Annotated in this window: 25 protein-coding genes; 18 read left to right on the plus strand and 7 right to left on the minus strand. The window is 69.6% G+C overall.

Features of this window, described 5'->3' with window-relative positions; genetic code table 11:
- Nucleotides 1–29 precede the first annotated feature (29 nt).
- Nucleotides 30–1,046, plus strand: coding sequence for a M23 family metallopeptidase (locus AUL33_RS15805; protein WP_062210223.1), 1,017 nt, complete (start codon nucleotides 30–32; stop codon nucleotides 1,044–1,046).
- Between the two features lie 10 nt (nucleotides 1,047–1,056).
- On the opposite strand, the gene AUL33_RS15810 is transcribed toward AUL33_RS15805, so the two are convergent.
- Nucleotides 1,057–1,245 (minus strand): DUF1127 domain-containing protein, encoded by a 189-nt coding sequence (locus tag AUL33_RS15810; RefSeq protein ID WP_062210226.1) that lies wholly within the window; start codon nucleotides 1,243–1,245, stop codon nucleotides 1,057–1,059.
- 267 nt (nucleotides 1,246–1,512) lie between these two features.
- Here AUL33_RS15810 and ggt point away from each other — a divergent pair, with 267 nt between their 5' ends.
- The 8 genes from ggt (at nucleotide 1,513) to AUL33_RS15850 (ending at nucleotide 8,707) form a co-directional block, all read left to right on the plus strand.
- Entirely contained in the window at nucleotides 1,513–3,243 is a 1,731-nt protein-coding gene (ggt, locus tag AUL33_RS15815) for a gamma-glutamyltransferase (protein ID WP_156419449.1), read from the plus strand.
- Between the two features lie 129 nt (nucleotides 3,244–3,372).
- Nucleotides 3,373–4,311: a cyclase family protein gene (locus AUL33_RS15820; RefSeq protein ID WP_062210232.1), complete on the plus strand. Its 939-nt coding sequence runs from the start codon at nucleotides 3,373–3,375 to the stop codon at nucleotides 4,309–4,311.
- A 58-nt stretch (nucleotides 4,312–4,369) separates the two neighbouring features.
- Nucleotides 4,370–5,035: a DUF2161 domain-containing phosphodiesterase gene (locus AUL33_RS15825; protein WP_062210235.1), complete on the plus strand. Its 666-nt coding sequence runs from the start codon at nucleotides 4,370–4,372 to the stop codon at nucleotides 5,033–5,035.
- 157 nt (nucleotides 5,036–5,192) lie between these two features.
- The gene (locus AUL33_RS15830; RefSeq protein WP_062210238.1) at nucleotides 5,193–5,795 is read left to right on the plus strand and encodes a ferritin-like domain-containing protein; all 603 of its coding nucleotides are present in this window, start codon (nucleotides 5,193–5,195) and stop codon (nucleotides 5,793–5,795) included.
- A gap of 97 nt (nucleotides 5,796–5,892) precedes the next feature.
- Nucleotides 5,893–6,438, plus strand: coding sequence for a sigma-70 family RNA polymerase sigma factor (locus tag AUL33_RS15835; protein WP_062210241.1), 546 nt, complete (start codon nucleotides 5,893–5,895; stop codon nucleotides 6,436–6,438).
- Nucleotides 6,428–7,204 (plus strand): anti-sigma factor, encoded by a 777-nt coding sequence (locus tag AUL33_RS15840; RefSeq protein ID WP_062210244.1) that lies wholly within the window; start codon nucleotides 6,428–6,430, stop codon nucleotides 7,202–7,204. Before AUL33_RS15835 ends, AUL33_RS15840 begins: the two co-directional genes overlap by 11 nt.
- A gap of 61 nt (nucleotides 7,205–7,265) precedes the next feature.
- The gene (locus tag AUL33_RS15845) at nucleotides 7,266–7,982 is read left to right on the plus strand and encodes a Bax inhibitor-1/YccA family protein (RefSeq protein WP_062210245.1); all 717 of its coding nucleotides are present in this window, start codon (nucleotides 7,266–7,268) and stop codon (nucleotides 7,980–7,982) included.
- Nucleotides 7,983–8,035: 53 nt separating this feature from the next.
- Complete coding sequence (locus AUL33_RS15850) at nucleotides 8,036–8,707, plus strand: DUF2076 family protein (RefSeq protein ID WP_062210247.1); 672 nt, start codon at nucleotides 8,036–8,038, stop codon at nucleotides 8,705–8,707.
- 387 nt (nucleotides 8,708–9,094) lie between these two features.
- On the opposite strand, the gene AUL33_RS22250 is transcribed toward AUL33_RS15850, so the two are convergent.
- The 3 genes from AUL33_RS22250 to AUL33_RS15860 form a co-directional block, all read right to left on the minus strand.
- On the minus strand, nucleotides 9,095–9,283 hold the full coding sequence (locus tag AUL33_RS22250; protein ID WP_156419441.1) for an Rmf/CrpP family protein: 189 nt from the start codon (nucleotides 9,281–9,283) through the stop codon (nucleotides 9,095–9,097).
- Nucleotides 9,284–9,434: 151 nt separating this feature from the next.
- Nucleotides 9,435–9,701 carry a hypothetical protein gene (locus tag AUL33_RS15855; protein WP_062210249.1) on the minus strand — a complete coding sequence of 89 codons (267 nt, stop codon included), beginning with the start codon at nucleotides 9,699–9,701 and terminating at the stop codon, nucleotides 9,435–9,437.
- 297 nt (nucleotides 9,702–9,998) lie between these two features.
- The gene (locus AUL33_RS15860) at nucleotides 9,999–11,003 is read right to left on the minus strand and encodes a hypothetical protein (RefSeq protein WP_156419442.1); all 1,005 of its coding nucleotides are present in this window, start codon (nucleotides 11,001–11,003) and stop codon (nucleotides 9,999–10,001) included.
- Between the two features lie 250 nt (nucleotides 11,004–11,253).
- Between AUL33_RS15860 and AUL33_RS15865 the strand changes: the two genes are divergently transcribed.
- Both AUL33_RS15865 and AUL33_RS15870 read left to right on the plus strand, forming a co-directional pair.
- Nucleotides 11,254–11,925: a response regulator transcription factor gene (locus tag AUL33_RS15865; RefSeq protein WP_062210252.1), complete on the plus strand. Its 672-nt coding sequence runs from the start codon at nucleotides 11,254–11,256 to the stop codon at nucleotides 11,923–11,925.
- Complete coding sequence (locus AUL33_RS15870; RefSeq protein WP_062210256.1) at nucleotides 11,922–13,445, plus strand: HAMP domain-containing sensor histidine kinase; 1,524 nt, start codon at nucleotides 11,922–11,924, stop codon at nucleotides 13,443–13,445. The genes AUL33_RS15865 and AUL33_RS15870 overlap by 4 nt, the downstream gene beginning before the upstream one ends.
- Nucleotides 13,446–13,536: 91 nt before the next feature.
- On the opposite strand, the gene AUL33_RS15875 is transcribed toward AUL33_RS15870, so the two are convergent.
- Complete coding sequence (locus AUL33_RS15875) at nucleotides 13,537–14,898, minus strand: anion transporter (RefSeq protein WP_082652651.1); 1,362 nt, start codon at nucleotides 14,896–14,898, stop codon at nucleotides 13,537–13,539.
- Nucleotides 14,899–14,932: 34 nt separating this feature from the next.
- Complete coding sequence (locus tag AUL33_RS15880) at nucleotides 14,933–16,201, minus strand: MFS transporter (RefSeq protein ID WP_062210259.1); 1,269 nt, start codon at nucleotides 16,199–16,201, stop codon at nucleotides 14,933–14,935.
- A gap of 285 nt (nucleotides 16,202–16,486) precedes the next feature.
- Here AUL33_RS15880 and AUL33_RS15885 point away from each other — a divergent pair, with 285 nt between their 5' ends.
- From AUL33_RS15885 to AUL33_RS15895, 3 genes are read left to right on the plus strand one after another with little or no spacing between them, the layout of a single operon-like run.
- A complete protein-coding gene (locus AUL33_RS15885; protein ID WP_062210261.1) occupies nucleotides 16,487–17,260 on the plus strand; it encodes a (Fe-S)-binding protein in 774 nt (257 codons plus the stop codon).
- 5 nt (nucleotides 17,261–17,265) lie between these two features.
- Complete coding sequence (locus AUL33_RS15890; protein WP_062210264.1) at nucleotides 17,266–18,747, plus strand: lactate utilization protein B; 1,482 nt, start codon at nucleotides 17,266–17,268, stop codon at nucleotides 18,745–18,747.
- Nucleotides 18,744–19,382 (plus strand): LUD domain-containing protein, encoded by a 639-nt coding sequence (locus tag AUL33_RS15895; RefSeq protein ID WP_062210267.1) that lies wholly within the window; start codon nucleotides 18,744–18,746, stop codon nucleotides 19,380–19,382. The genes AUL33_RS15890 and AUL33_RS15895 overlap by 4 nt, the downstream gene beginning before the upstream one ends.
- Before the next feature lie 70 nt (nucleotides 19,383–19,452).
- Here the strand turns inward: AUL33_RS15895 and AUL33_RS15900 are convergent, their stop codons facing one another.
- Nucleotides 19,453–19,851 carry a response regulator transcription factor gene (locus AUL33_RS15900; protein ID WP_082652652.1) on the minus strand — a complete coding sequence of 133 codons (399 nt, stop codon included), beginning with the start codon at nucleotides 19,849–19,851 and terminating at the stop codon, nucleotides 19,453–19,455.
- A 122-nt stretch (nucleotides 19,852–19,973) separates the two neighbouring features.
- Here AUL33_RS15900 and AUL33_RS15905 point away from each other — a divergent pair, with 122 nt between their 5' ends.
- From AUL33_RS15905 to AUL33_RS15920, 4 genes are all read left to right on the plus strand, one after another.
- Nucleotides 19,974–21,602 (plus strand): hybrid sensor histidine kinase/response regulator, encoded by a 1,629-nt coding sequence (locus tag AUL33_RS15905; protein ID WP_062210273.1) that lies wholly within the window; start codon nucleotides 19,974–19,976, stop codon nucleotides 21,600–21,602.
- A gap of 92 nt (nucleotides 21,603–21,694) precedes the next feature.
- Nucleotides 21,695–23,104 (plus strand): anthranilate synthase component I family protein, encoded by a 1,410-nt coding sequence (locus AUL33_RS15910; RefSeq protein WP_062210547.1) that lies wholly within the window; start codon nucleotides 21,695–21,697, stop codon nucleotides 23,102–23,104.
- A complete protein-coding gene (locus AUL33_RS15915) occupies nucleotides 23,101–23,709 on the plus strand; it encodes an aminodeoxychorismate/anthranilate synthase component II (protein WP_062210276.1) in 609 nt (202 codons plus the stop codon). Before AUL33_RS15910 ends, AUL33_RS15915 begins: the two co-directional genes overlap by 4 nt.
- A gap of 426 nt (nucleotides 23,710–24,135) precedes the next feature.
- Nucleotides 24,136–24,642 carry a MarR family winged helix-turn-helix transcriptional regulator gene (locus AUL33_RS15920; protein ID WP_082652653.1) on the plus strand — a complete coding sequence of 169 codons (507 nt, stop codon included), beginning with the start codon at nucleotides 24,136–24,138 and terminating at the stop codon, nucleotides 24,640–24,642.
- Nucleotides 24,643–24,700: the final 58 nt, after the last annotated feature.

Consider the following 24,700-nt stretch of genomic DNA (forward strand, 5'->3'; position numbering starts at 1 on the left):
GGGCAGGACCGACGCCGGAGACCGCCGCCATGACGCATCGCCCCCATCATCGCCGCCTCGCACTGGCCGCCGCCGGGCTTCTCGCGGGTCTCGCCTCCCCGGCGATGGCGCAGGAGAGCCCGAAATTCGAGCTGCCGGTGACCTGCGCGGTCGGCACCGACTGTTTCGTCCAGCAGCTGCCGGACATGGCCGCCGGCCCCGAGACCGCCGACCCGTTCTGCGGCGGCGCCACCTATGACGGGCATGACGGAATCGACATCCGCGTGCGCTCGATGCGCGACGTCGCAGGCGGCGTGCCGGTGGTCGCCTCGGCGCCGGGCACCGTGAAGGGCGGGCGCGACGCCATGCCCGACCGGCTGGCCTCGACGCCCGAGGCTCGCGCCGCCGTCGCCAAGGTCGAATGCGGCAACGGCGTCGTGATCGACCACGGCAACGGCTGGGAGACGCAGTACTGCCACATGCGCCGCGGCAGCGTCGCGGTAAAGACGGGCGACCGCGTCGAGACAGGCACGAAGCTCGGCGAGATCGGCGCCTCCGGCATGGCCGAATTCCCCCATGTCCACCTGTCGGTGCGCCGCAACGGCGAGAAGCTCGATCCCGTCACCGGTCATGCGGTCGGCTCGGGGTGCGTGGCCGACACCACGGAGGCCGCGACGCTGTTCGCGCCGGACGCGGCGGCGGTGCTCGCCCGCTCCACCACGGCGATCCTCGATCTCGGCCTGTCGGACGCGGCCGTCGACTATGACCGCCTCGTGGTCGAGGGCGGCCCTGCGGCGCCGAAGGCGGGCGGCGCGTCGTCGATCGTCTGGGGCTGGTTCGCCAACCTGCGGGCCGGCGACACGATCGCCTTCCGCATGACCGGACCGACGGGCGAGGTCTTTTATGAAGGATCGAGCGAGCCGCTGCCCGGCAACAAGGCGGCCTATTCGGCCTTCGCGGGGCGCAAGCGTCCGCTGACGCCCGGCCGCTGGACCGTTTCGATCGAGGTGATCCGCGACGGCGTCGCGGCCGTGCGCGGCGAACGGGCAATCGACATCGCGGCCTGACCGGGCGGGCTCAGCCGAAGTCGGTGGTGCGCACGATGCGCCGACCGCAGCGAACGCGCACCAAGCCGATATCGTCGAGCTGGTGGTTGCTCAGGGTCTGCAACGACGCCGAGCGGCGCGCGGCCGGCTTGTCCTCAGTGCGGCGCAGCATTTGTGACAGGCGGGCAAGGATCGGGATGCGGATGAAGGGGCGGATCATGACGAGTTCTCCTTCGGGGCGAGGCGGCGGATCGGCCGCCCTCGATGCGGCGGTCTTGTCGCCCTCCGCCGTTACGCTGCGATGTCGCGCCGGGACGATCGTGTTTCGTCTGGCTGAAACGAGGTTTCGCGTCCCGGCGCTCGTCATGACGGGGTGACAAGCGCCGCCCGCTGTCGCAGTCTCGGCGTCAAGCGCCGGCACCACCCACGTTCGGGCCGGGCGCCACGGGAGGATGCCATGGCCCACCGATCCCTCACCACGCGGCGCATGGCGGCCCGGTTCACGGCCGGTCTCGTCGCGGTCGCGCTCGCGCTGCCGATCCAGGCATTCGCCGCCTCGCCCGCACCGGTGGCCGCCGAGAACGGCATGGTGGTGACGGCGCAGAGGCTGGCGAGCCAGGTCGGCGTCGACATCCTGAAGTCCGGCGGCAACGCGGTCGATGCGGCGGTGGCGGTCGGCTACGCGCTCGCCGTCGTCTATCCCACCGCCGGCAATCTCGGCGGCGGCGGCTTCATGACGATCCGCCTGAAGGACGGCCGCACCACCTTCCTCGACTTTCGCGAGCGCGCGCCCGGCCGCGCCACGAAAGACATGTATCTCGGCCCCGACGGCAATCCGGTCGACGGCCTCTCCACCGACGGCTATCTCGCGGTCGGCGTGCCCGGCTCGGTGGCGGGGCTGGAATATGCCCGCGAGCACTACGGTTCGAAGGAGCGTCCGGCACTGATCGCGCCCGCGATCGCCTTGGCACGGGACGGGTTCGCGCTTTCGCCCGGCGACGTCGAGAGCTTCCTGTCGGGCAACGCGGATCTGGCCAGGGACCCGGCCGCGGCCGCCGTGTTCCTGAAGAACGGCAGCGAGCCTTACCGGGTCGGCGAGCGGCTGGTGCAGACCGATCTGGCCAGCACGCTCCAGACGATCTCCGATCGCGGCGCGGACGGCTTCTATCGCGGCCCCGCCGCCTCGGCGATCACCCAGGCGAGCGCCGCCCATGGCGGCATCCTGGAGGCGCAGGATTTTGCCGACTACAAGGTGCGCGAACTCGCCCCCGTCACCTGCGACTACAAGGGATACCGCATCGATAGTTCGCCCCCGCCGAGTTCGGGCGGCGTCATCATCTGCGAGATCCTCAACATCCTCGAAGGCTATCCGCTCGCCTATACCGGCTTCGGCTCGGCCGAGACCGTCCACTGGATGGTGGAGGCGATGCGCTACGCCTTCGTCGACCGCAACTCGGCGCTCGGCGACCCCGACTTCGTGAAGAACCCGGTCGAAAAGCTTCTCTCGGACGACTACGCCGCCTCGATCCGCGCCAAGATCGCGCCCTACCGCGCCGGCGTCTCGGCCGCCCTCAAGCCCGCCGGCATGGGCGAGAGCACCGAGACGACGCATTATTCGATCATCGACCGCGACGGCAACGCGGTGGCCGTCACCTACACGCTGAACGGCTCCTTCGGCGCGCGCGTCATGGCGCCGGGCACGGGCGTCCTTCTCAACAACGAGATGGACGATTTCACGCAGAAGCCCGGCGTTCCCAATCTCTACGGCCTCGTGCAGGGCGAGGCGAACGCGATCGCACCTCGAAAGACCCCGCTCTCCTCGATGAGCCCGACCATCCTCTCGAAGGATGGCGCGCCGGTGATGGTGATCGGCAGCCCCGGCGGCTCGCGCATCATCACCATCACGCTGGAGGCCATCCTCAATGTCGTCGAGCACGGAATGACGATCCAGGAGGCGATCGACGCGCCGCGCATCCACCATCAATGGCAGCCCGACCGCGTGACGATCGAGCCGCGCGCCCTCTCGCCCGACACGATCCGCCTTCTCGCAGGCATGGGCTACGATGTGCGCGAGGATCCCGACTGGCCGATCTGGGGCGAAGCGGCGGGCATCCTCGTCGGGGGCCCGAGCCTCAAGACGCCCTCACCAAACGGCACCGACCGCTATTTCGGCGCCATCGACAGCCGCGCCACGGCGGGCGCGGCGATCGGCTACTGAGGGGGTGCCGCCGAAGCCTTGGGACAAGTTCGCCGCCGTGACGATCCCGCCTCGACTTCGGCCTGCATTCGCGAAACTCTGACGGGATCGGCCCGGTGCCACCGGGCGTCTCGCGAACGGGGAACGACGATGAGGGGATCACGGGTTTCGGCGGGAGCGCTGGTGGCGCTCGCGGCATGGACGTGGCTCGCGGGCGCAGCCCGGGCGGGCGAGAACGACGGGCTCTGGGCCGTCTACAATTCGGCGCTCAAATCGGCCAAATACGTCGACCTCACGCACACGATCACGCCCGCCATCCCCGTCTGGTCGGGCTTTGCCGAGGCAACGTTCGGCCCCGCCAAGGCCGGCTCGGACATCGAGGGCTACGCCAAGGCTGGCGAGCCCTACACCTACGAGAAGCATGGCTTCGAGGCGACCGAGTACACGCTGAGGACCGACCAGCTCGGCACCCAACTCGATCCGCCCGCGCACTGGGCGCCGGAATATCCGGCGATCGACGAACTTCCCGCCACCTATGCGGTGCGCCCGCTCGTGGTCATTTCCATCGTCGAGCAGTTGAAGGCCGACGACAATCATCACCTGCAGGTCGCCGACATCGAGGCGTGGGAGACGGCGCATGGACGCATTCCCGAGGGCTCGGTGGTCATGGTGCGCTCCGACTGGTCGAAGCGCTGGCCCGATCCCGAACTCGCCAAGATGAAGCGTTTCCCGGGCGTCTCGCTGGCGGCGCTGAAATTCCTGCACGAGGAGCGCAAGATTCTCTTCCACGGTCACGAGCCGCTCGACACCGATTCCACGCCGACGCTCGAGGGTGAGTACTGGCTGATGCACAACGGCTATGCACAGGCCGAGGGTGTCGCCAACTTGGACCAGGTCCCCGAAACCGGGGCGCTGATCGCCATCGGGTATCCGAAGTTCGGCGGCGGGCTCGGCGGCTATGCGCGCTATGTCGCGATCTGCCCGCCGGACTGGCCGAACGGGGTGACGATCGGCGCCGCCGACGCGCCGCTGCCGAAATCCGACAAGCCGCTGCATTACGACGCGAGCGCGGGGATGCGCATTCGCTGACTTCTCCGCCCAAATGCCGTAGGTCCGGCGAACCGTTCGTCGCCGGACCCAACCGCCCATGCATGAAACCAGCCTCTACCTCCCCGTGAAGCGCTTTCTCGAAGGGCTCGGATACGAGGTGAAGGGCGAGATCGGCGGCTGCGATCTTCTGGCGCTGAGCGCAGGCGAGTCGCCGGTGGCGGTGGTCTGCGAGTTGAAGCTGCAGTTCAATCTCGAACTCGTGCTGCAGGGCGTCGAGCGGGCGGCCGTGGCCGACGAGGTGTGGCTGGCCGCGCGGCTTTCGCTGAAAGGCAAGGGCCGCGAGGGCGATCCGCGCTTTCGCAATCTCTGCCGGCGCCTCGGCTTCGGCCTGCTGGCGGTGGGCGCGGACGATGCCGTGCATCTTCTTCTCTCCCCCGCCGCGCCGGCCCCGCGCCGCGATCCGCGCCGGCGCTCTCGCCTCGTCGACGAGCATCGCCGCCGCAAGGGCGATCCGGCGCTCGGCGGCTCGACGCGGGCGCCGATCATGACCGTCTACCGCCAGGAGGCGCTCGCCTGCGCCCGCGCGATGGTGGGCGGACCGACCCGGCCACGCGACCTCAAGGCACAGTCGGCGCGCGCCCAGGCGATCCTCAAGCGCAACGTCTACGGCTGGTTCGCCAATCCGGCGCGCGGGCTCTACGAGTTGACGCCCGCCGGGCACGAGGCGCTGGTGCGCTGGCCGGCCACGCCGGGAGAGGACTGACGCCCGCCTCGACGCGTCGAACCCCATCGCGCGCGACCGATAGCCGTGGATGGAAATCCAGCCGTCCAGACCCGGAACGCTCCACAGGCCCGCCGGCTTCCATTCCCATCACGGCGCCTCGGATGATCGTGGCGCCAAGGGTTGGAGATCGACGGACATGGCCAAGGAAAAGACCCTCGCGGACGCCTTCTACGAGACCCTGAAGGACGTCTACTATGCCGAGAAGCAGTCGGTGAAGGCGCTGAAGAAGGCAGCCAAGACGGCGCAGGACGACGAGCTGAAACAGGCTTTCACCGACCACGCCGAGGAGAGCGCGACGCAGGTCGAGCGCCTGACGCAGGTCTTCGAACTCATCGGCAAGCCGGCCCGCGCCAAGACCTGCGAGGCGATGACCGGGATCGTCTCGGAGATGGAGGAGGATCTGGAGGAGTTCGGCGGGACGGACGCCGCCGATCAGGTTCTCATCGGCTGCGCGCAGGCGGTGGAGCACTACGAGATCGCCCGTTACGGCCTCCTGAAGACCTGGGCGACGAAGCTCGGCCATGACGAGGCGGCGGCGCTCTTCGCCGAGACGCTGGCCGAGGAGAAGGCGGCCGACGCCCGCCTCACCGAGATCGCCGAAGGTCTCGGCGATGCAATGAGCGACGACGATGCGGAGGCCGACGCCGATCTCGATATCGACGCCGAAGACGAGGACGACGCCGCGAAGTCCGCGCGTTCGACGAAGAAGGCGGCATCGCCGAAGACGAAGGCGGCCTGACCGCCCGGCCGCGCGGCTCGAAGCGCGGCCGACGCTGATCGACGAAAAAACATGGTGTGGCGGTGGATGGAAATCCGCCGCCATTCGTATACGGGGCATGAGCGTGTCTTCGCCCCGTCCCGATGTCCTGTCGCAGCTTGGTCCGTTGCGCCGCTATGCGCTGTCGCTGACGCGCAACCGCGAGGATGCCGAAGACCTCGTCCACGACACGCTGCTGCGCGCCATCGAGCGCGAGGACCAGTTCCGGCCCGGCCGCAATCTGCGGACTTGGCTGATGTCGATCCTGCACAACCGCTTCGTCGACGGCCTGCGCGCCCGGCGCACGGAAGCCGAGCGCGACGCCCACTTCGCCCGCACCGCGATCACCTCGATGCCGGGTGGCCAGGAAGACGCGCTGCGGCTCGCCGAGCTTCGCCGCTCGTTCGAGTCCCTGCCCGAGGAGCAGCGCGCCGCGCTTCATCTCGTGGTGGTCGAGGGACTGTCCTACGAAGAGGCCGCCGAGGCGCTCGCCATTCCGCAGGGCACGCTCGTCTCGCGCCTGTCGCGCGCCCGCGCCCGGTTGCGCGCCGCGGAGAACGGCGAGGTAGACACCGCCTCCAACGTCATCGCCTTGAAAACGAGAGGAGGCCCGGATGTCTCTTGAACCCGATCCGATCCTCGAGTCCGATCTCGTCGCCTTCGTCGACGACCAGTTGACGCCGGAGCGCCGCGTCGCCGTCGCCGCCCATCTCGCCGCGCGTCCCGACGAGGCGGCGCGGGTGATGGCCGATCTCGGCCACCGCGATGGCCTGCGCCTCGCGCTCGGTGGTTCGCCCTTTCTCGGACGCGCCGCGACGGCGCAGGCGGCGCGCCGCCTGGACGGCCGGCTTCGCCGACGCCCGGTCCTGCGCCGCGTCCGCCATGCGGCGGCGCTCGCCTCGCTCATCGCGATCGGCTGGTTCGCCCATGCCGAGATCGGCCCGCTCGGCATTCGCCAGAGCGTCGCCTCCGCGCCCGCCCCGGCCTTCGTCGAGGAGGCGCTCGCCGCCCATCGCACGGCGGAAGTTCGCGCCGGGATGACCTCGCAGCCCGAGGTCGCCCGCTTCGACCCGACGGAGATCCTCGCGGCCACCGCCATCGCCATGCCGGCGCTGCCGGATGACTGGCAGGTGCGCGACGTGCAGATCTTCCCCTCGCCCTTCGGCCCGAGCGTCGAGATGGCGGTGGAGACCGGCGATTTCGGTGCGCTGTCGCTCTTTGCCGTGCGGCCCGGCCGCTTCGACGTGACGGCACCGGGCGTCACCGCCACGGGCGGCGCCACCGCCGCCTACTGGCAGATCGGCGACGTCGCCTATGCGCTCATCACGGAGGGCGCGGAGCGCCGCGACCTCGAACGCACGGCCGAGACGCTGGCCCGCTCGCTCTATTAAGGCGACCGGCTTTCCCGTTCGCCTCGTCTCTCCCAACCCCACACGAGATGGAGTTATCCAGATGAACACACCGCACCAGGGCTGGGGCGTTCGCGCCGCACCGGTCGACGGCGCCCTCTTCGACGAGGGCCTGCGCCAGCACATGCTGCGCGTCTTCAACTACATGGGCCTCGGCCTCGTGGTCACGGGCCTCGTCGCCTTCGTGGTCGGCACGACGCCGGCGCTCTACGTGCCGATCTTCTCCTCGCCGCTCAAGTGGGTGGTGATGCTGGCGCCGCTCGCCTTCGTGCTGGTCTTCTCGTTCAAGATCCAGACGATGTCGGCCGGCGCCGCACAGATGGCGTTCTGGGCGTTCTGCGCGGTCATGGGCCTGTCGCTCGCCTCGGTGTTCCTCGTCTTCACGGGCACGAGCATCGCCAACACGTTCTTCATCGCCGCCGCGATGTTCGGCGCCACCAGCCTCTACGGCTACACGACGAAGCGCGATCTCACGAAGATGGGCTCGCTCCTGATCATGGGCCTCATCGGCGTCGTGATCGCCTCGATCGCCAACATCTTCATCGGCTCCTCGGCGCTGCAGTTCGCCGTCTCGGTGATCGGCATCATCGTCTTCGTCGGCCTGACCGCCTGGGACACGCAGACGATCAAGGAACAGTATGCCGAGAACTTCACGGCCGAGTCGCGCCAGAAGATGGCCGTGTTCGGGGCGTTCTCGCTGTTCCTGAACTTCGTCAACATCTTCCAGCTTCTCCTGAACTTCACGGGCGAGCGCGAGTAGCGACGGGCTTCGGCCCGCACCAGCGATCCCCCATCAGAAAAAGAGATCCGGCAATGGATACGAACGACCGACAGGCCATCGAAGGCCTCTTCACCAAGCTCGATACGGTCGAGCGCCAGGGCGCGCAGCGTGACCCGGACGCCGAGCGCTTCATCTCGGACCGCGTGCGCCAGCAGCCCGGCGCGCCCTACTTCATGGCGCAGACCATCGTGATGCAGGAAATGGCGCTGGAGAACCAGCAGCGCGAGATCGAGGCCCTGCGCGAGCAGGCCTCCCGGCCGCAGGCGTTCTCGGGCGGCGGCGGGTTCCTCTCGCGCATGTTCGGCGGCGACACGCCCGCCGCTCGTCCGGCCGCTCCGTCGTCGGCGCCCTACGGCACGGCGGCAGCGACGAGCGGTGCGGCCGCGGGCGGCGCCTGGGGCGCGCGCCCCGGTCAGCCTTCGGCCCATGGCCAGCCCGGCGGGATGCCGATGGGCGGCGCGGGCGGCATGATGGGCGGTCGTGGCGGCGGCGGCGGTTTCCTCGCCGGCGCGGCGCAGACGGCGATGGGCGTCGCGGGCGGCGTCCTCCTCGGCAACGCGCTGGGCTCGATGTTCGCGGGCGACGCGCAGGCGGCGGAAGCACCGGCCGAGACCCCGGCCGAGGAAGGCGGGATCGAGGAGACGGCGGCCGAGGACGAAGGCGGCGGCTTCTTCGATGGCGGCGGGTTCGACGAGGAGATCTGACCTCCGACTGAACGCTTGCGAACGGCGGCGGCGACCCCAGCGGTGGCCGCCGTTTTCGTTGGTGCATGGCAACGATGTGTTGCCTGTCTCACGCGAGGGTCGCGAAAATCATCGAACCCCCGGCGAAACCGCTAGGGCCAACACTCGTGATGCGACGCGAACGCGTTTCATCGACGGGGTGCCATAGCGGCATGCGAACGATGATCCGGCCGCAAAGGCCTCGGACGATTTTCGGACTCCTTGGTCGATGCGACGGGCTGCTGTGTCTGCGCCGCTCCAAGCGGGATCGCCGGCCGGTGCTCCATCGCAGGTCACGCAAAACCGCCGCCGGCAATTGCGAGCGGCGGCGATCATGCGGGAAATCTCAGATCGACGAGGCCAGTCCCGTCAATGACGGGTGCCCGGTGCCGTCTCACGATTTTCAGGGCTGTCGTGAGACGGACGGCCGTTCAGGGCCTGTGTCCAGCCCTCCATCCACTCGGTTCGAAGGGTCGAACCCGTGGGATATTCGCAGCCCGATTTCGGGACGTTGTGCTCGAAGGCCAGTTTGCCTTGCTGGAATGCGTCGGTTGCCATGATGCGGCTCCTTCCTCGTTTCCTCCAATGAAAACGAGAAAGCGCAGCAGCCGTTCCTTCGAACGCCGCGCCGCGCCGTGTTGCGGTGCCGAACGAAACCTCGGCCACCAGTCTCGCTGGCCGTCGGACGCCCGCGAGCCGGCCCTTTGAATTAGATGCGAAGACCCGTCCCGAGGCCCATCGAGGCGAGCATCACGGCGGCGTCGGGCTCCATGTCGGGAACGGGAACGCCGAGGCCGTCGCGCACCGCGATGACGGCAATCTCCGCGTCGTCGGTATCGGCCACGTCGAAGATCAGGGTGTCGCTTTCGCCATAGGCGGCAAGCTGCGCCTCGCGAACGTAGGACCGCGCCTCGCGGACCCGGCGAAAGGCACGAAACTCGCGGGCATCGCCGCCATCGATTCTCACGACGAACATTTCTTAGGCCTCCGTTCGAATTGTGGAAAAGTTAAGCATGCGTTCGTGACGTTGCCAAGACATCCCGTCCGTGAATCGCTTCGGGCGCTCGCGTCCGCCCGACCTCCCTTCCACCAGTCGATCCGCTCCGACGCCGCAGCGCGCGTGTCGGCCGGATCTCATGGGGCGCTCCACGGACAGCGCATGAGCCGGGCTGGACGCTTCGCAGGCCTTCGGCGGTCCACCCCGACCACGAGAAAAGGCGGGCCGCTGGCGGCCCGCCTTCCCTTCTCAAGACCCGAACGGTTGACGCCGAGTTCAGCTGTCGAAACGCTCCTTGCGCAGCGTGCCGTCGAGATTGATCTCGACCCGCACCGACTGGCCGGCCGCGGTTTTGGCATCGGCCTCGACATGATTCTTGCGAACGTCGAAGTCGCCGCCATAGGTGTAGCCGAGTTTCTCGATCGCGGCCTTCGCCGCCTCCTCGCTCATCGGCGCCCGATAGGGCTCGCGCTCGGTGACCGCATTGTCCTCGCCGACCTTGACGAGCCAGACCGCGCCGGCCGCGTCCTTCGCGGTGAACTCGGCATGATGCTTCAGCGTGTCGACCAGCTGCACGTCGGCGTAGCCGGCATCGGTCAACGTCTTGGCCGCGGCGTCCTTGTCGACGCCGCCCGAGAACCAGCCGTTCCAGCCGCCGCGATCCTCGGCGCGCTCGCCGTCGGGGCCGGAGCCGCGCTCCTCGTCGCCGCGCGGGCCATGGTGACGGCCGGGACCGCCGGGGCCGCGCTCACCATCCGGGCCACGCTCGGCCCGGGGACCGCGCTCGCCGTCCGGACCATCGCGACCGGGACCGCGCGGCCCATCACGACCGGGGCCGTCGCGGCCGGGACCATCCATGTCGCGCAGCGCCACGCGCTCGGTGCCGGCCACGGTCAGCGCCATGGCGCGAACCTCGGAGCGGCCGTAGCGGCCCTCGACCGAGACCTGATCGCCGACCTTCACGAGCGCCTCGCGATCGCCCTGCGGACCGGTCGTCACCAGCGTGCGGCCGGTGGCGTCCTCGAGCACGAAGCGGTTGCCGAAGACCTCGGCGACGCGGCCCTCGAGGCGGATGGCGTTCATGTCGCGCAGCTGGTTCACGGTCACGGTTTCCAGTTGGGGGGCGCCGGCCGGGCCCGGCTGGGCCGCAATGGCGGTGGGCGCCGGAGCCGGCGCCGCGGCGGGTGCCTGGGCGAAGGCGAAGGCTGAGGAGAGAAGCAGCGGGGCCATGAGGGAGGCCGCCATCAGGCGACGCTTCGTGGAAGTCTTGGGGGTCGTCATCGCAATGGTGTCCTTGTCGTTTGCGTTGGTGACCGGACTTCTAGCGGACCCTCCAGAACCTCTCCTGAACGAGGCGGTTCAGGTTGAGTTCAGGCGCCGGGCCTAGGTCCGCCGGGCAGGACGCGCGCCTGATCTCGTCCGGCCGTGGCGGATGACCGGACGTCGAGACAACGGCCCGCGTCCGCCTTGGCAGAGCGCACCCCAGCGCCACCTTTCGTCCTCGCCCGCCTCACCGAAAGCGAAAACCTCCATGCGCGTACTCCTCGTCGAAGACGACACCGCCCTTGCCGGCGAGATCGCGCAGGCGCTGCGGGCCGAGCATTTCGCCGTGGACCGTGCCGCCGACGGCGAGGACGGGCTGCATCTCGGCGACACCGAACTCTTCGACGCCGCCGTCCTCGATCTCGGCCTGCCCAAGCTCGGCGGCATCCAGGTGCTGAAGGGCTGGCGCGCGGCAGGGCGCAACATGCCCGTCCTCATCCTCACCGCGCGCGACGGCTGGAGCGACAAGGTCGAGGGCTTCAAGGCCGGCGCGGACGACTATCTCGTCAAGCCCTTCCGGGTGGAGGAGCTGGTGATGCGGCTGCGCGCGCTCGTGCGTCGCTCCCGCGGCCACGGCGACGCCCACATCGTCTGCGGGCCCATCCGCTTCGACGCGCAGGTCGGCACGTTCGAGCGCGACGGCCTGCCGCTGAAGCTCACCGCGCTCGAATGGCGGGTGCTGTCCTGCCTGATGCTGCGCAAGGAGATCGTGGTGCCCCGCGCCGATCTCATCGAGCGCGTCTACGAGGGCGACGCCGACGTCGACAGCAACTCGATCGAGGTCATCATCGCGCGGCTGCGCCGCAAGATCGGCCACGCCATGATCGAGACCTCGCGGGGCCTCGGCTATCGGCTGACAGCCGAGGGCACACCGCGATGACCCGCCCCGCCCCGCCGACAGTGCCCCCATCCGATGGGCCGTCACCCCATGTTCCGCCGCCGCGCCTGCGCTTTCGCTCGCTGCGCGCCCGGCTCGTCCTGTCGGCCGCCTTGTTCGTGCTCGCCGCCATCGTCGTCACCGGCCTCGTCATCGGCACCTTGCTCGAGCGGTTCGTGCGCGGCGAGGTGACGAGCCGCCTCGACCTGCAGGTGGCCACGATCGCCGGCGTCCTCGCCGCGCCGCCCCTTCCCCCGGGGGCGCGCCCGATGAACGAGCGGCGCCGCGGCGGCCGGTTCGACGAGGCCGAGACACGCGGCGACGACCGGCGGGCCCCGCGCGAGCGCCGGCGCGACACGCCGCCCTGGCTCGCCGGCCTCGGCGATCTCGACGGGCCGCCCTTCGACCGGCGGCGCTCGGGCTGGTACTGGCAGGTGGAGCGCGACGGCACCGTCCTCGCCGCGTCGCGCTCGCTAAGCGAGGGGACCCTGAGCGCGATCGAGGATCCGCCCGAAGAGGGTCCACCGCATGCGCTCGGCACCGCCACCGGCCCTTCGGGCGAGCCGCTGGTGACGCGCAGCGCGAGCGTGCCGATCCGCGGCGGCGAGGCGCGCGTTCTCGTCAGCGCGCCGCGCGCCGCCATCTCCGATCCGTTGCGCGACGCGACCCTCACCGTCGCCGGAACGCTGGCGCTGCTCGGCGCCGCGCTCGTTGCGGCGATCGTCGTGCAGGTGCGCTTCGGCCTTCTGCCGATCGAGCACCTGCGCCGCTCGCTGGCGAGCGTTCGCAGCGGCCGGACCGAGCGGATCGAGGGCCCGCAACCGGCCGAACTCGCGCCGCTCGCCGACGAATTGAACGCCTTGATCGAACAGGATGCCGCGACGCTGCGCCAGGCCCGGCTCCACGTCGCCAATCTCGCGCATGGGCTGAAGACGCCGCTCGCCACCCTCTCCGCGGCGGCCGAGCGGATGCCGGACGCCGCCACGCGCACCGAGCTTCTGGGCCTCACCGGCCTGATGGACCGGCGCGTGCGCCATCACCTGCGCCGTGCCCGCTCCGCGGCGCTCGGCGGCCCGGCCCGCCAGCGCACGGATCTCGCCGCCCATGCCGGGGATCTCGCCGCGATGCTCGCCAAGTTCCACGGCGGCGCGGGGCTGGCGATCGCGACGGGTCTGGCGCCCGGCCTCGTCGTCGCGGTGGACCCGGAGGATCTCGACGAGATGCTCGGCAATCTCCTCGACAATGCCTGCCGCCATGCGAAAGGCCGCGTCGTCATCGAGACGCGGCGCGAGGGGCGCGAGGCGCGGGCCGAAATCCGGGACGACGGCGCCGGCCTCTCCCCCGCAGAGATCGAGGCCGTGCTGCAGCCGGGCCGGCGGCTGGACGAGACCACGGCGGGGCACGGCTTCGGCCTGCCGATCACGGCCGAGATCGTGGAGCTCTACGGCGGCCGGCTGGTGCTCGGGCGGGCCACGGAGGGCGGGCTGTCGGCGGTGTTGACGCTGCCGATGCCGGCGGAGTGAGAGGACGTGGCGGGCTTTGGATAGGTCGGCCTCCACCAAAGCTGGCGCTTTGGCTGCGGCTTTCAGCTGAACCCGTCGCCTAGCGACGAATTCAGCTGAGGAACCACGCGCCGAAGGCGAGGGTGAGGAGGGTGACGGGCGCGCCCACCGCGAAATAGGTCCAGAAGCCGATCTGGATGTTGCTCGCGGCCGCGCGCTCGGCGACGATGAGGTTGGCGACGGAGCCGAGCAGCGTGAAGTTGCCGGCCAGCGTCGAGGCCATCGCGACCGTGATCCAGGCCTTGGTGGGATCGGCCAGCACCTCGACGAAGGGCCGCAGGATCAGCACCGCCGGCACGTTCGAGACGATGTTCGACAGGACGGCCGTGACGCCGGTCAGCACCCAGACGTCGTCGAGGCTGAAGGACGAGACGCGCCGGATGATGTCGGGCGTCAGCACCGTGTGCTCGATCGCGGCGACCACGACGAAGAGCCCGGCGAACATGATGAGCAGCGCCCCGTCGATTTCGGCATAAACCCGCGAGGGCTTCACCCGGCGCGTCAGCATCAAGAGGCCGCCGCAGATGATCGCGACCTTGGCCACCGGCTGGCCGAGAAAGAACAGGACGATCATGCCGAGCGTCAGAAGCGTCGCCTTGATCGCCAGCGGCTTGTTGACATGGGCCTTCAGCCGCACGTCGGGCAGCGTCGTCTTCGTCAGGAATTCCGAGCGGTAGGCGATGCCGACGATCACGACGATGATCGCGAGGCCGACGATCGCGACCGGCGTCAGCGAGGCAGCGAACGAGCCGTAGGGAATGCCCGACACCGTGCCGATGATCATGTTCTGCGGATTGCCGGTGATCGTCGCGGTGGAGCCGACATTGGCGGCGAGCGCGACGCCGAGGAGGTAGGGAACGGGATTGCGATCGAGCGCCTTCGTCAGCTCGATCACCAGCGGCGTCATCACGAGGCAGATCGCGTCGTTGACGAGAAAGGCCGAGAGCACCCCCGTCGCCAGGACCACGGCGACGAGCACCACGGCGGGCGAATGGGCCTTCGACACCGCATAGGCGTTGACGAGGCGGAAGACGCCGGAAATGCGCAGGTTCGCCACCACGATCATCATGCCGAGCAGCAGCGCGATCGTGTCGAGGTCGATGGCGGCGAAGGCCTCCTCCATCGTCATCGCGCCGACGCCGACCATCAGGCCGGCGCCGAGCAGCGCCGCCCCGGCGCGGTCGAGACGGGTGCCCGGCAGCTTGCCGATGGCGATCACCGCATAGGTCGCGATGAAGATCACGACGGCGGCGTCCGTGCTCCACGGGGTCACCGCGAGAACGCTCGTGATCGGTTCGCGGAAGACCAGGCCGAGCGCGGCGAGGAGCACGAGCGGCACGGCGACGGCGAGGATCGCACCGAGGGAAGGACCGCGGCGGGGCAAGGCCGAAGCGGGTGTAGAGGGCTCGGTCATGATGGTCGATGTCCCGCTCAAGGTCTCGAAGGCTTCAAGCGGCGCCCGGCGTCGCCACGTCCCGGCCGGCGGACGGGCCGTCCTTGGCATTGACGCCGAGATGCGCGGTCTCGGGCATGGCGAAGACGAAGACGAGAAGGCCGACGCCGGCCGCCGCGGCGAGAAACAGGAAGGCCGGGCTGTAGCCGAGCTGCACGACGATGAAGCCGGCGACCGCCGTCGACAGCGAGGCGCCGACGCCCTGCGCCGTCGAAATGGCGCCCTGCGTGACGTTGAACCGGCCGGTGCCGCGGGTGAGATCGGCCACCACGAGCGGGAACAGCGCCCCGAAGATGCCGGCGCCGATGCCGTCGAGCACCTGGACGCCGACGAGCCAGTAGGCGTTGTCGGAGAGGGTGAAGAGGAAGCCGCGCAGCGGCAGGATGGCGAAGCCGACGAGGAAGATCGGCTTGCGGCCCCAGACGTCGGCCTTGGCGCCGACGATCATCGCCACCGGCACCATGACGAGCTGGGCGGCGACGATGCAGGCGGCCACCAGCGTCGTGCCGAGACCCGGCAGCTGCAGCGCCAGATTCTGGCCGACGAGCGGCAGCATCGCGGCATTGGCGAAGTGGAAGAGCGTGCAGCAGGCCGCGAAGATGAGGAGCGGGCGAGATTTCAGCAGCATGGCGAAGCCCGAGGGCGCGTCGGCATCCGGCCCCGTGTCCTCCTCGCCCTTCTTCAGGCCGCGCGCGACGCCGTGGTCGATCGCGTCGGCGGGGATCTTCAGGGTCGCGAGGATCGAGAGGAGGGCGAGACCCGCCATCAGCCAGAAGACGACGATCGGTCCGAAGAAATAGGCGAGGACGCCTGCAAGCGTCGCGGCCACCGCATTGCCCGCATGGTTGAACGCCTCGTTGCGGCCGACCCGCTTGGCGAAGGCCTTCGGGCCGACGATCCCGAGCGTCACGGCGGCGATGGCCGGCGCGAAGATGGCGCCGGCGCCGCCCGAGATCGCCTGCGTGATCGCGACGAAGGAGAAGTTCGGCAGCAGCGGCAGGGCGATCGACGACAGGGTCACGAGAATGGCGGCGACCACCAGGATCGTGCGCTTGGCCTTGGTGCGATCGACGAGGGCGCCGGCCGGCGTCTGCGCCAGAAGGCCGGCGATGCCGCCGATCGTCAGCACGAGGCCGATGCTCGCCTCGTCCCAGTTCTGCTGCGAGATCAGGTAGATCGCGAGGTAGGGCCCGAGCCCGTCCCGCACGTCGGCCAGAAAGAAGTTCAGCGCGTCCAGGGGACGCCGCGCGGTCTCGCTGCTCATCGAAGGTCGACTTTCGGCCGAACGACACCCCTGACCCGCGACCGTGATGGGTTGCAGACCATAAGGTATCATTATGATATTGCAGCGAATTCGCCGCGGGTTCCTGCGTTGCGATGGATTGTAGATGCGAGCTTGCGCTGTTCAATCGTTCGTGAACGAATTTAATCCGGCGGTGACATCGCCGTCAGGCGCGTTCCCGCCGCGGCGGCTGGCCGCCCTTGCGCCCTGCGGCGGCACGTTCCAGAACGGGCGACCGCATGAGCCAAGAGTTCGGAAGGACGAGCGATGGAAGCCGAGACGAGGACGCCGCCGCGCGTCGCGCTGTTCGTCACCTGCCTCGTCAACGTCATGCGCCCGGCGATCGCCGAGGCCTCGCGCGATCTCCTGATCCAGGCCGGCTGCGAGGTGTCGGTGCCGCTGGCGCAGACCTGCTGCGGCCAGCCGGCCTTCAATTCCGGCGATGCGGACGGCGGGCGCGCGATGGCGCGCCACCAGATCGCGGCGCTGGAGGGCTACGACTACGTCGTCGCCCCGTCCGGCTCCTGCGCCGGCACGATCCGCCACGAATATCCCGAGACGTTCCGCCATGATCCGCAATGGGCCGCGCGTGCGGAGGCGCTGGCGGCGCGAACGCACGAGATCACCTCCTTCCTCGTCGACGTGATGGGCTTCACGCCCGCCGCGACGCGTTTCGAGGGATCGGCGACCTATCACGACACCTGCTCGGGCCTTCGGGAACTCGGCGTCCACGACCAGCCGCGCCGCCTGATGCGCAGCGTCGAGGGGTTGAGCCTGGTGCCACTGCCCGACGCCAACGTCTGCTGCGGCTTCGGCGGCACGTTCTGCGTTAAGTATCCCGCCATCGCCAACGCCATCGTCGACGAGAAGGCGCGCACGATCGAGGCGACGGGCGCCGACATTCTGCTGGGCGGCGATCTCGGCTGCCTGATGAACATGTCGGGCAAGCTGCAGCGGCGCGGCTCGCGTGTGCGCGCCTTCCACACGGTGGAGGCGATCGCCGGCCGGCTGGCGGGCGCGGCGATCGGCGAAAAGGCGTGAGCGCGATGCCGACCCCCGCCGCCCATACCGCGCCGCCGCGCCCCGGCGCAGGCGCTCCCGACTTCACGGCGCGCACCACGGACGCGCTCGCCGACGCCTGGCTGAAGACCGCCATCGACCGCACCACCGGCACCGCTCGCACCAAGCGCGCCGCGATCGTCGGGCAATGGCCGGATTTCGCGGTGGCCCGCGAACGCGGCAAGGCGATCAAGGACCATGTCGTCGCCCATCTCAGCCATTACCTCGCCGAGTTCGAGCGCAATGCGGCGGCGAACGGTGCGGTGGTGCATTACGCCTCGACCGCCGACGAAGCCTGCCGGATCGTCGTCGACATCTGCCGGTCCGTGGGGGCGCGCGAGGTGACGCGCTCGAAATCCATGCTCGGCGAGGAGATCGGCCTGCCGCACGCGCTGGAGGAGGCCGGCATCGGGCGCACCGAGACCGATCTCGCCGAGCATATCGTGCAGCTCGCGGGCGAGCGCCCCAGCCACATCATCTGGCCCGCCATGCACAAGACGCGCGAGCAGATCTCGGTGCTGTTCAAGGCCCATCACGCGACGCCGCACACCGTCGAGACGCCCGAGGCCATGGCGACCTCGGCGCGGCGGCACCTGCGCCAGCGCTTTCTCGATGCCGATGTCGGGATTTCCGGCGCCAACTTCCTCGTCGCCGACACCGGCTCGGTCTGCACCGTGACGAACGAGGGCAATGCCGAGATGACGACGACGCCGCCGCGCGTCCACATCGTCACGGCCGGCATCGAGAAGCTGGTGCCCTCGGTGGGGCATGCCGCGATGATGCTGCGCCTCCTCGTGCGCTCGGCCACCGGGGCAGCGCTGACGCAGTACACGACCTTCCACACCGGGCCGAAACGCGCCGGGGACCTCGACGGGCCCGACGCGTTCCACATCGTCCTCGTCGACAACGGCCGCACCGAGATGCTGGCCGGCGAGGAGATGCGCGAGATGCTGCGCTGCATCCGCTGCGGCGCCTGCATGAACCACTGCCCGGTCTTCAACCATATCGGCGGCCACGCCTATGGCGGCACCTATCCCGGCCCGATGGGCGCGGTGCTCACCCCCGTCTTCGACGGGTTGACGATGCAGACGCGCGACCTCGCCCATGCCTGCACCCTCAACGGACGCTGCCGCGAGGTCTGCCCGGTCGACATTCCCCTGCCGACCCTGATCAAGGGCTGGCGCACACGATCCTGGCGCGAGGGACTGGAGCCGCGCGCGATGCGATCCGGGCTCGGGCTCTGGCGCTTCCTCGCGCTGCGGCCGCGCCTCTTCCGGCTGGCCCTGGGGTCGGGGGCCACGGCGCTGCGGCTGCTCGGGCGCGGGCGCGGGCGCATCCACGCCTTGCCGGCGCTCGGCGCCGGCTGGACGCGCTACCGCGACATGCCCGAGCCCCCGCCCGGCCCGACCTTCCTGGAGGCCGAAGCGGCGCGCCAGCGGATCGCCGGTCGAGGAGAGAAAAGCCGATGAGCGCGCGCGCCACGATCTTCGCGGCGATCGAGGCGGCGATCGGCCCGGCGGGCGATCCCGCCGCGATCCGGGCCGAGGCGCTTGCACTTCTCGCCGAACCCCAGCGCGTGCGCCCCGTCCTGCCCGCGGGCGACCTGCCCGATCTCTTCGCCGCCGCGGTGACGCGCCTGCCGCCGGGCGCCTCGAGCGAGCGGATCGCGGACCTGTCCGACCTGCCGGCGGCCGTCGCACGGCATCTCGCCGGCCTGAGCCTGCCGCCGTCGCTGAAGATCCAGCCGGTGCCCGATCTCGCGGATCTCGACTGGGCGGCTTCCGGCCTGCAGCCGGTGGAGGCGGTGGACGACTGCGTGTCGATCTCGCTCGCCGAGACCGCCATCGCCGAGACCGGCAGTCTCGTCCTGCGCTCGGGGCCGCGGATGGGGATCCTCGACGCGTTCCTGCCGCTGCATCACCTCGTCGCGGTGCGCGCCGCGCGGATCGTGCCCTATCTCGAGGACGCGGTGGCCGAGGCGGATCTGGCCAGCACGCGCAACCTCGTGGTGGTCACCGGCCCGAGCGGCACCACCGACATCGAGGGAAGCCTGGTGATCGGCGTCCACGGCCCGGCGACGCTGCACATTCTCGTGGTCGGCTGACGCGCAACGGCTTCGCGGGCGCAGCCGAGCGGCGAACCCGGCGCTTCTCGCCGAGTTTTTCCATAGATGGCTAAAGGCTGGACGGGGCGAGCAGCCCCTTCAGCGCGGCGTGCAGATCGGTCGCGGAATAGGGCTTGCGCAGGATCTCGGTTCCCGTCGGCGGGCCATCGGTGCCGTCGAGGAGATTAGGGTTTCCGGTGGCGAACAGCACCGGCAAGGCCGGCAGGACCGCCCGCAACCGCCCAGCGAGCGCCGATCCGTCCATATCCGGCAGGCTGACGTCGAGGATCGCGGCGTGGAAGTGCTCGCCCTCTTCGACGCAGCCCAGCGCTTCCTGGCCATCGCCGACGTCGCGCACCTCGAAGCCGGCGTCCTCGATCCATTCGGCGGTGAGCGCGCGGATCATCGGATCGTCCTCGACGAGAAGCACCTTGCCCAAACGCGTCGGCTCTTGTTCGGACCCTGTCATCGCCGCATGCCATCCATATCTAGAAGCCGTCCGCGAGGACGCCCGGTTTCCTCGGGACCTTCGTGTGTCGGTGAGGCATAGGCCTTTCCCGGCGGGGAAGTAAACGACATCACAAGGCTTTCATGAGCGACGCGCGAGACGACAACATCCCCTTCGAGGGCCCCCGGCCGACGGTTTCGAAGGACTCGCCTTCGCAGATCGACACGCAGAGCGACATCTTCTTCGCCGCGGTCGAGACGACGCGCATGCCGATGACGGTCACCGATCCGCGCCAGAGCGACAACCCGATCGTCTTCGCCAACAAGGCGTTTCTCCAGATGACCGGCTACACGCGCGAGGAGATCGTCGGGCACAATTGCCGGTTCCTGCAGGGCGTGGACACCGACCCGGCAACCGTCGACGAGGTGCGCGAGGCGATCAAGCACCGGCGCGAGATGGCGACGGAGATCCTGAACTACCGCAAGGACGGCACCTCCTTCTGGAATGCGCTGTTCATCTCGCCGGTCTACGACCCGCAGGGCAACCTCGTCTATTTCTTCGGCTCGCAGCTCGACGTCTCGCGCCGACGCGACGCCGAGGACGCGCTGCGCCAGGCCCAGAAGATGGAGGCGCTCGGCCAGCTGACGGGCGGCATCGCCCACGACTTCAACAACCTGCTACAGGTCGTCACCGGCTATCTGGAGGTCATCGCCAACGGGCTCGAAAAGCCCGAGATCGACCGCAACCGGCTCGACCGGGCCGTCGGCAACGTCCGCACGGCGGCGGGCCGCGCCGTGACGCTGACGCAGCAACTCCTGGCGTTTGCTCGCAAGCAGCGCCTGCAGGGCCGGCTCGTCAATCTCAACACGCTCGTCTCGGGCATGAGCGACATGGCGACGCGAACGCTCGGCGAGCAGGTGACCGTGGTCACCGAACTCGACGAGACCCTGCCCAACTGCCGGATCGACCCGACGCAGGCCGAGGTCGCCCTCCTGAACATCCTCATCAACGCCCGCGACGCGATGGCGGCGGCGGGCGGGGGCACCGTGGTGATCCGCACCGGCGACACCGAGATCACCGCCACCGACCGCGACAATGCCGCCCATCTTCCGCCGGGGCGGTACGTCTCGGTTTCCGTCACCGACAATGGCAGCGGCATGCCGCGCGAGGTGCTGGCGCGCGTCCTCGACCCGTTCTTCACCACGAAGGAGGAGGGCAAGGGCACCGGCCTCGGCCTCTCGATGGTCTACGGCTTCGCCAAGCAGTCGGGCGGCACGGTGCGGATCGAATCCGAGGAGGGACGCGGCACCCGCGTCGAGCTCCTGTTCCCGATGGCCTTCGGCGACGAGGTCAAGTCGCTGCAGCGCGTTCGCGCCAGCGAGCGGCCGGGCACCGAGACGGTGCTCGTGGTGGACGACCGCGAGGACGTCGCCGAGCTCGCCCGCGACATGCTAGAGGAGTACGGCTACACGGTCTTCGTCGAGAACACGCCGGGCGGCGCGCTGAACCGCATCGATGCGGGCACGCCGATCGATCTCCTCTTCTCCGACCTCGTGATGCCCGGCGGCATGAACGGCGTGGTGCTGGCGCGCGAGGCGCGGCGCCGCCTGCCGAAGCTGAAGGTGCTGCTGACGACAGGCTATGCCGAGGCGTCTCTGGAGCGCTCCGATGCGGGCGGCAGCGAGTTCGAACTCCTCAACAAGCCCTACAGCCGCCAGGACCTCATCCGGCGCGTGCGCATCGTCATCGACGGACCCACCGGCGTCGGCTGAGCCTGGCAAGGCCGGTCGCCGCAGGCACACGGGCTGCCGTGCGCCGCGGCGCCGCTTTGACGAACGATCCCGGCTGGGGCATGGGATCGGCCATGTGGTCCGAACCCGTCGAATGCCCCGATCCGATCGAAGCCGCCGCGCGCCTTCGCGCGCTCGGCGGGCTGGCCTTTCTCGACAGCGCCGTGCCCGGCGGCGCGAACGGGCGTATGAGCATTCTCGCAGCCGCGCCCTGCGCCGAATTCACGGCCGACGGACACGGCGCGCGCTTTGCCGGCAAACCGCTGGCGGGCGCTCCCTTCGAAGCCCTCGACGCGCTCCTCGCCCGTTACCGCCTGGCGCCCGAACCCGGCTGGCCATCGTTCGCCGGCGGCTTTCTCGGCGTGATCGACTACGAGGCCGGCCATTGGGCCGAACCGCGGACGCAGGCCCCCGGCTTCGATCCCACGCGCACCCTCGTCTCGCTCGGCCTCTACGACACCGCGCTCGTCCTCGACCACACGGACGGATCGGCGCGGCTCGTCGCCACCGGCTTCTCGGCGACGCTCGACGCCGCCTCGCCGCGGAGCGATCGCCGCGACCGGGCGCAGGAGCGCCTTGCCCTCTTCCGCGAGGCACTGGCGCGCCCGGCGCCGGCGCACGCCCCGCAAGTCACACCCGAGCCGGACTGGCGCAGCGACCGCGACGAACCCGCCTATGCCGCGATGGTGGAGCGGGTACGCGAGGCGATCCTGCGCGGCGACATCTTCCAGGCCAACGTCTCGCGCGAGATCGCGGCCCCCTGCCCGCCCGGCCTCGACCCCTTCGCCTTCTACCGGCGCCTGCGAACCGAGAACCCGGCGCCCTATGCCGCCTATCTCGAACGCCCCGGGTGCACGATCGCGTCGAGTTCGCCCGAACTCTTCCTGCGTCTGCGCGGCCGCGCCGTCGAGACCCGGCCGATCAAGGGCACGCTGCGCCGATCCGCCGACCCGCGGGAGGACGAGGCGCTAGGCCGCGCGCTGGCAGTGTCGGAGAAGGACCGCGCCGAGAACGTGATGATCGTCGATCTCTCGCGCAACGACCTTTCGCGCGTCTGCGAGGGCGACAGCATCGAGGTGCCGACGCTCTGCGGCCTCGAAAGCTTTGCCGGCGTCCATCATCTCGTCTCCGTCGTGACCGGCCGGCTGAAAGCCGATCTCGGGCCGGGCGCGCTCGTGGCGGCGACCTTTCCCGGCGGCTCCATCACCGGCGCACCGAAGATCGAGGCGATGATGGTGATCGCGCGCGAGGAAGGACGCCTGCGCGGCCTCTATTGCGGCTCGGTCGCCGCCTTCTCGGCGACGGGGAATGCCGACCTGTCGATCGCCATCCGCACCGTGACGTTCGAGGCGGGAACCGTGCGGTTCGCCGCGGGCGGCGGCGTCACGGTCCTGTCGGAGGGCGCGGCGGAGTACCGGGAGACGCAGACGAAGGCCGAGCGGATTCTCGCCGCCTTCCGCCCGCCGGTGCCCGCCGGTCGATGATTCTCGTCCTCGACAATTACGACAGCTTCGTCTTCAACCTCGCGCGCTACCTGGAGCGGCTCGGCGCCGAGCCCCATGTCGTGCGCAGCGACGCGATCGATTGCGACGCTGTCGCCGCTTTGGCCCCGCAGGCGATCGTCATCTCGCCCGGCCCCTGCGGCCCCACTGAAGCCGGCATCTCGCTCGACGTCGTCAGGCGTTTTTCGGGCGTTCTCCCGATCCTCGGCGTCTGCCTCGGGCATCAGGTCATCGGCGCGGCCTTCGGCGGCTCCGTGGAACGCGCCGTCCAGCCGATGCACGGCCGGGCGTCGGACATTCGCCATGACGGCGCCGGGCTGTTCGCCGGCCTCGCCCAGCCGATGGTGGCCGGGCGCTACCACTCGCTGATCGTTCGCGAGACGGCGGCGATGGCGAACGCGCTCCATGTGGATGCCCGATCGAGAGAGGGCGAGATCATGGCGCTGCGCCACCGCCAGCATTCGACCTTCGGCGTCCAATTCCATCCGGAATCGATCCTGACGCCTGATGGCGATCGCCTGCTTGCGGCCTTCCTGCGGCAAGTTGCCACGGCGTCGGAATCGGATGAGGCACGTCATATTCCGTGACGCGGCCGCCGAGGCGGCGAACCCCTTATCCACAGCACAGGTCTTAGCCGAGACCGGTTTTGGGCATCCTCTTCCAGCAACGCTTCGAATACAGTGCTCCATCATGAGCCGCCGACAGTCCGGCCGGGGTCACGGCGAAGCATCGCTCCTTCCACCCATCGAACCCGATTGCCGTCAGTGCTCGAAACTATGGGCGACGGCGCGTAGCAACTTCCTCGCTCAGCATTCAGGTTCGCGCCGCTCTCACCTATGACGGTTCCACAGACTGGCACCCGCTTGAAAGCTGGCGGACGCCAGCGAGACGCCCCGCGCAACCCACCCGCGCAGGCTGTAACCACTGGCGCCAAAGGGCTTGGAGGTAGAATCGTTGGCCAGCTTATAAATGGTTTAATGCGCATGCCGGCTGGCGTCGGGCATAGAATGAGAATGAACGAACGCCTCAGCCCCTCGGACATCGCCGTGCAGAATATCGCCACCGCTTCCGCGTCGCCAGCGGACACGGGCGGGGGTCTCGTGCCCTCGCTTCTCTCCATCTCGAAGTCCACGCGCGCCTATCTGGCGCTGCTTCTCGTGGAGATCGATCTTCACCCCGGCCAGGATCAGCTGATCGTGCGACTGGAGCCGGGTGAGGCCGTCAGCGTCTCGGCGCTGGCCGAGCTTCTTGCGGTGCGCCCGTCCACCGTTTCGAAGATGCTCGACCGCCTCATCGAGAAGAACCTCGTACAGCGCGCCTCCAACAGCGCCGACGCGCGGCGCACGATGGTGTCGCTGACGCCGGGGGGCGAGGCGATGAAACTCCAGATCCGCAGCATCTGGAGCAAGCTCGAGGGCGAACTGTCCGCATCGATGGTCGCCGACGACTACCAGCGCATGATGGCGGCGTTGCAGCAGGCCGACGGGCTTCTCGCCACGAAGCTTCGACGCCTTCGCTAAAGCATCGTCGTGGGCTCGCTTGAGAGCGCGTACGCGCTTCGAGCCAACAGACTGGAGA

Source organism: Aureimonas sp. AU12, assembly GCF_001463705.1.
Taxonomy (GTDB): domain Bacteria; phylum Pseudomonadota; class Alphaproteobacteria; order Rhizobiales; family Rhizobiaceae; genus Aureimonas.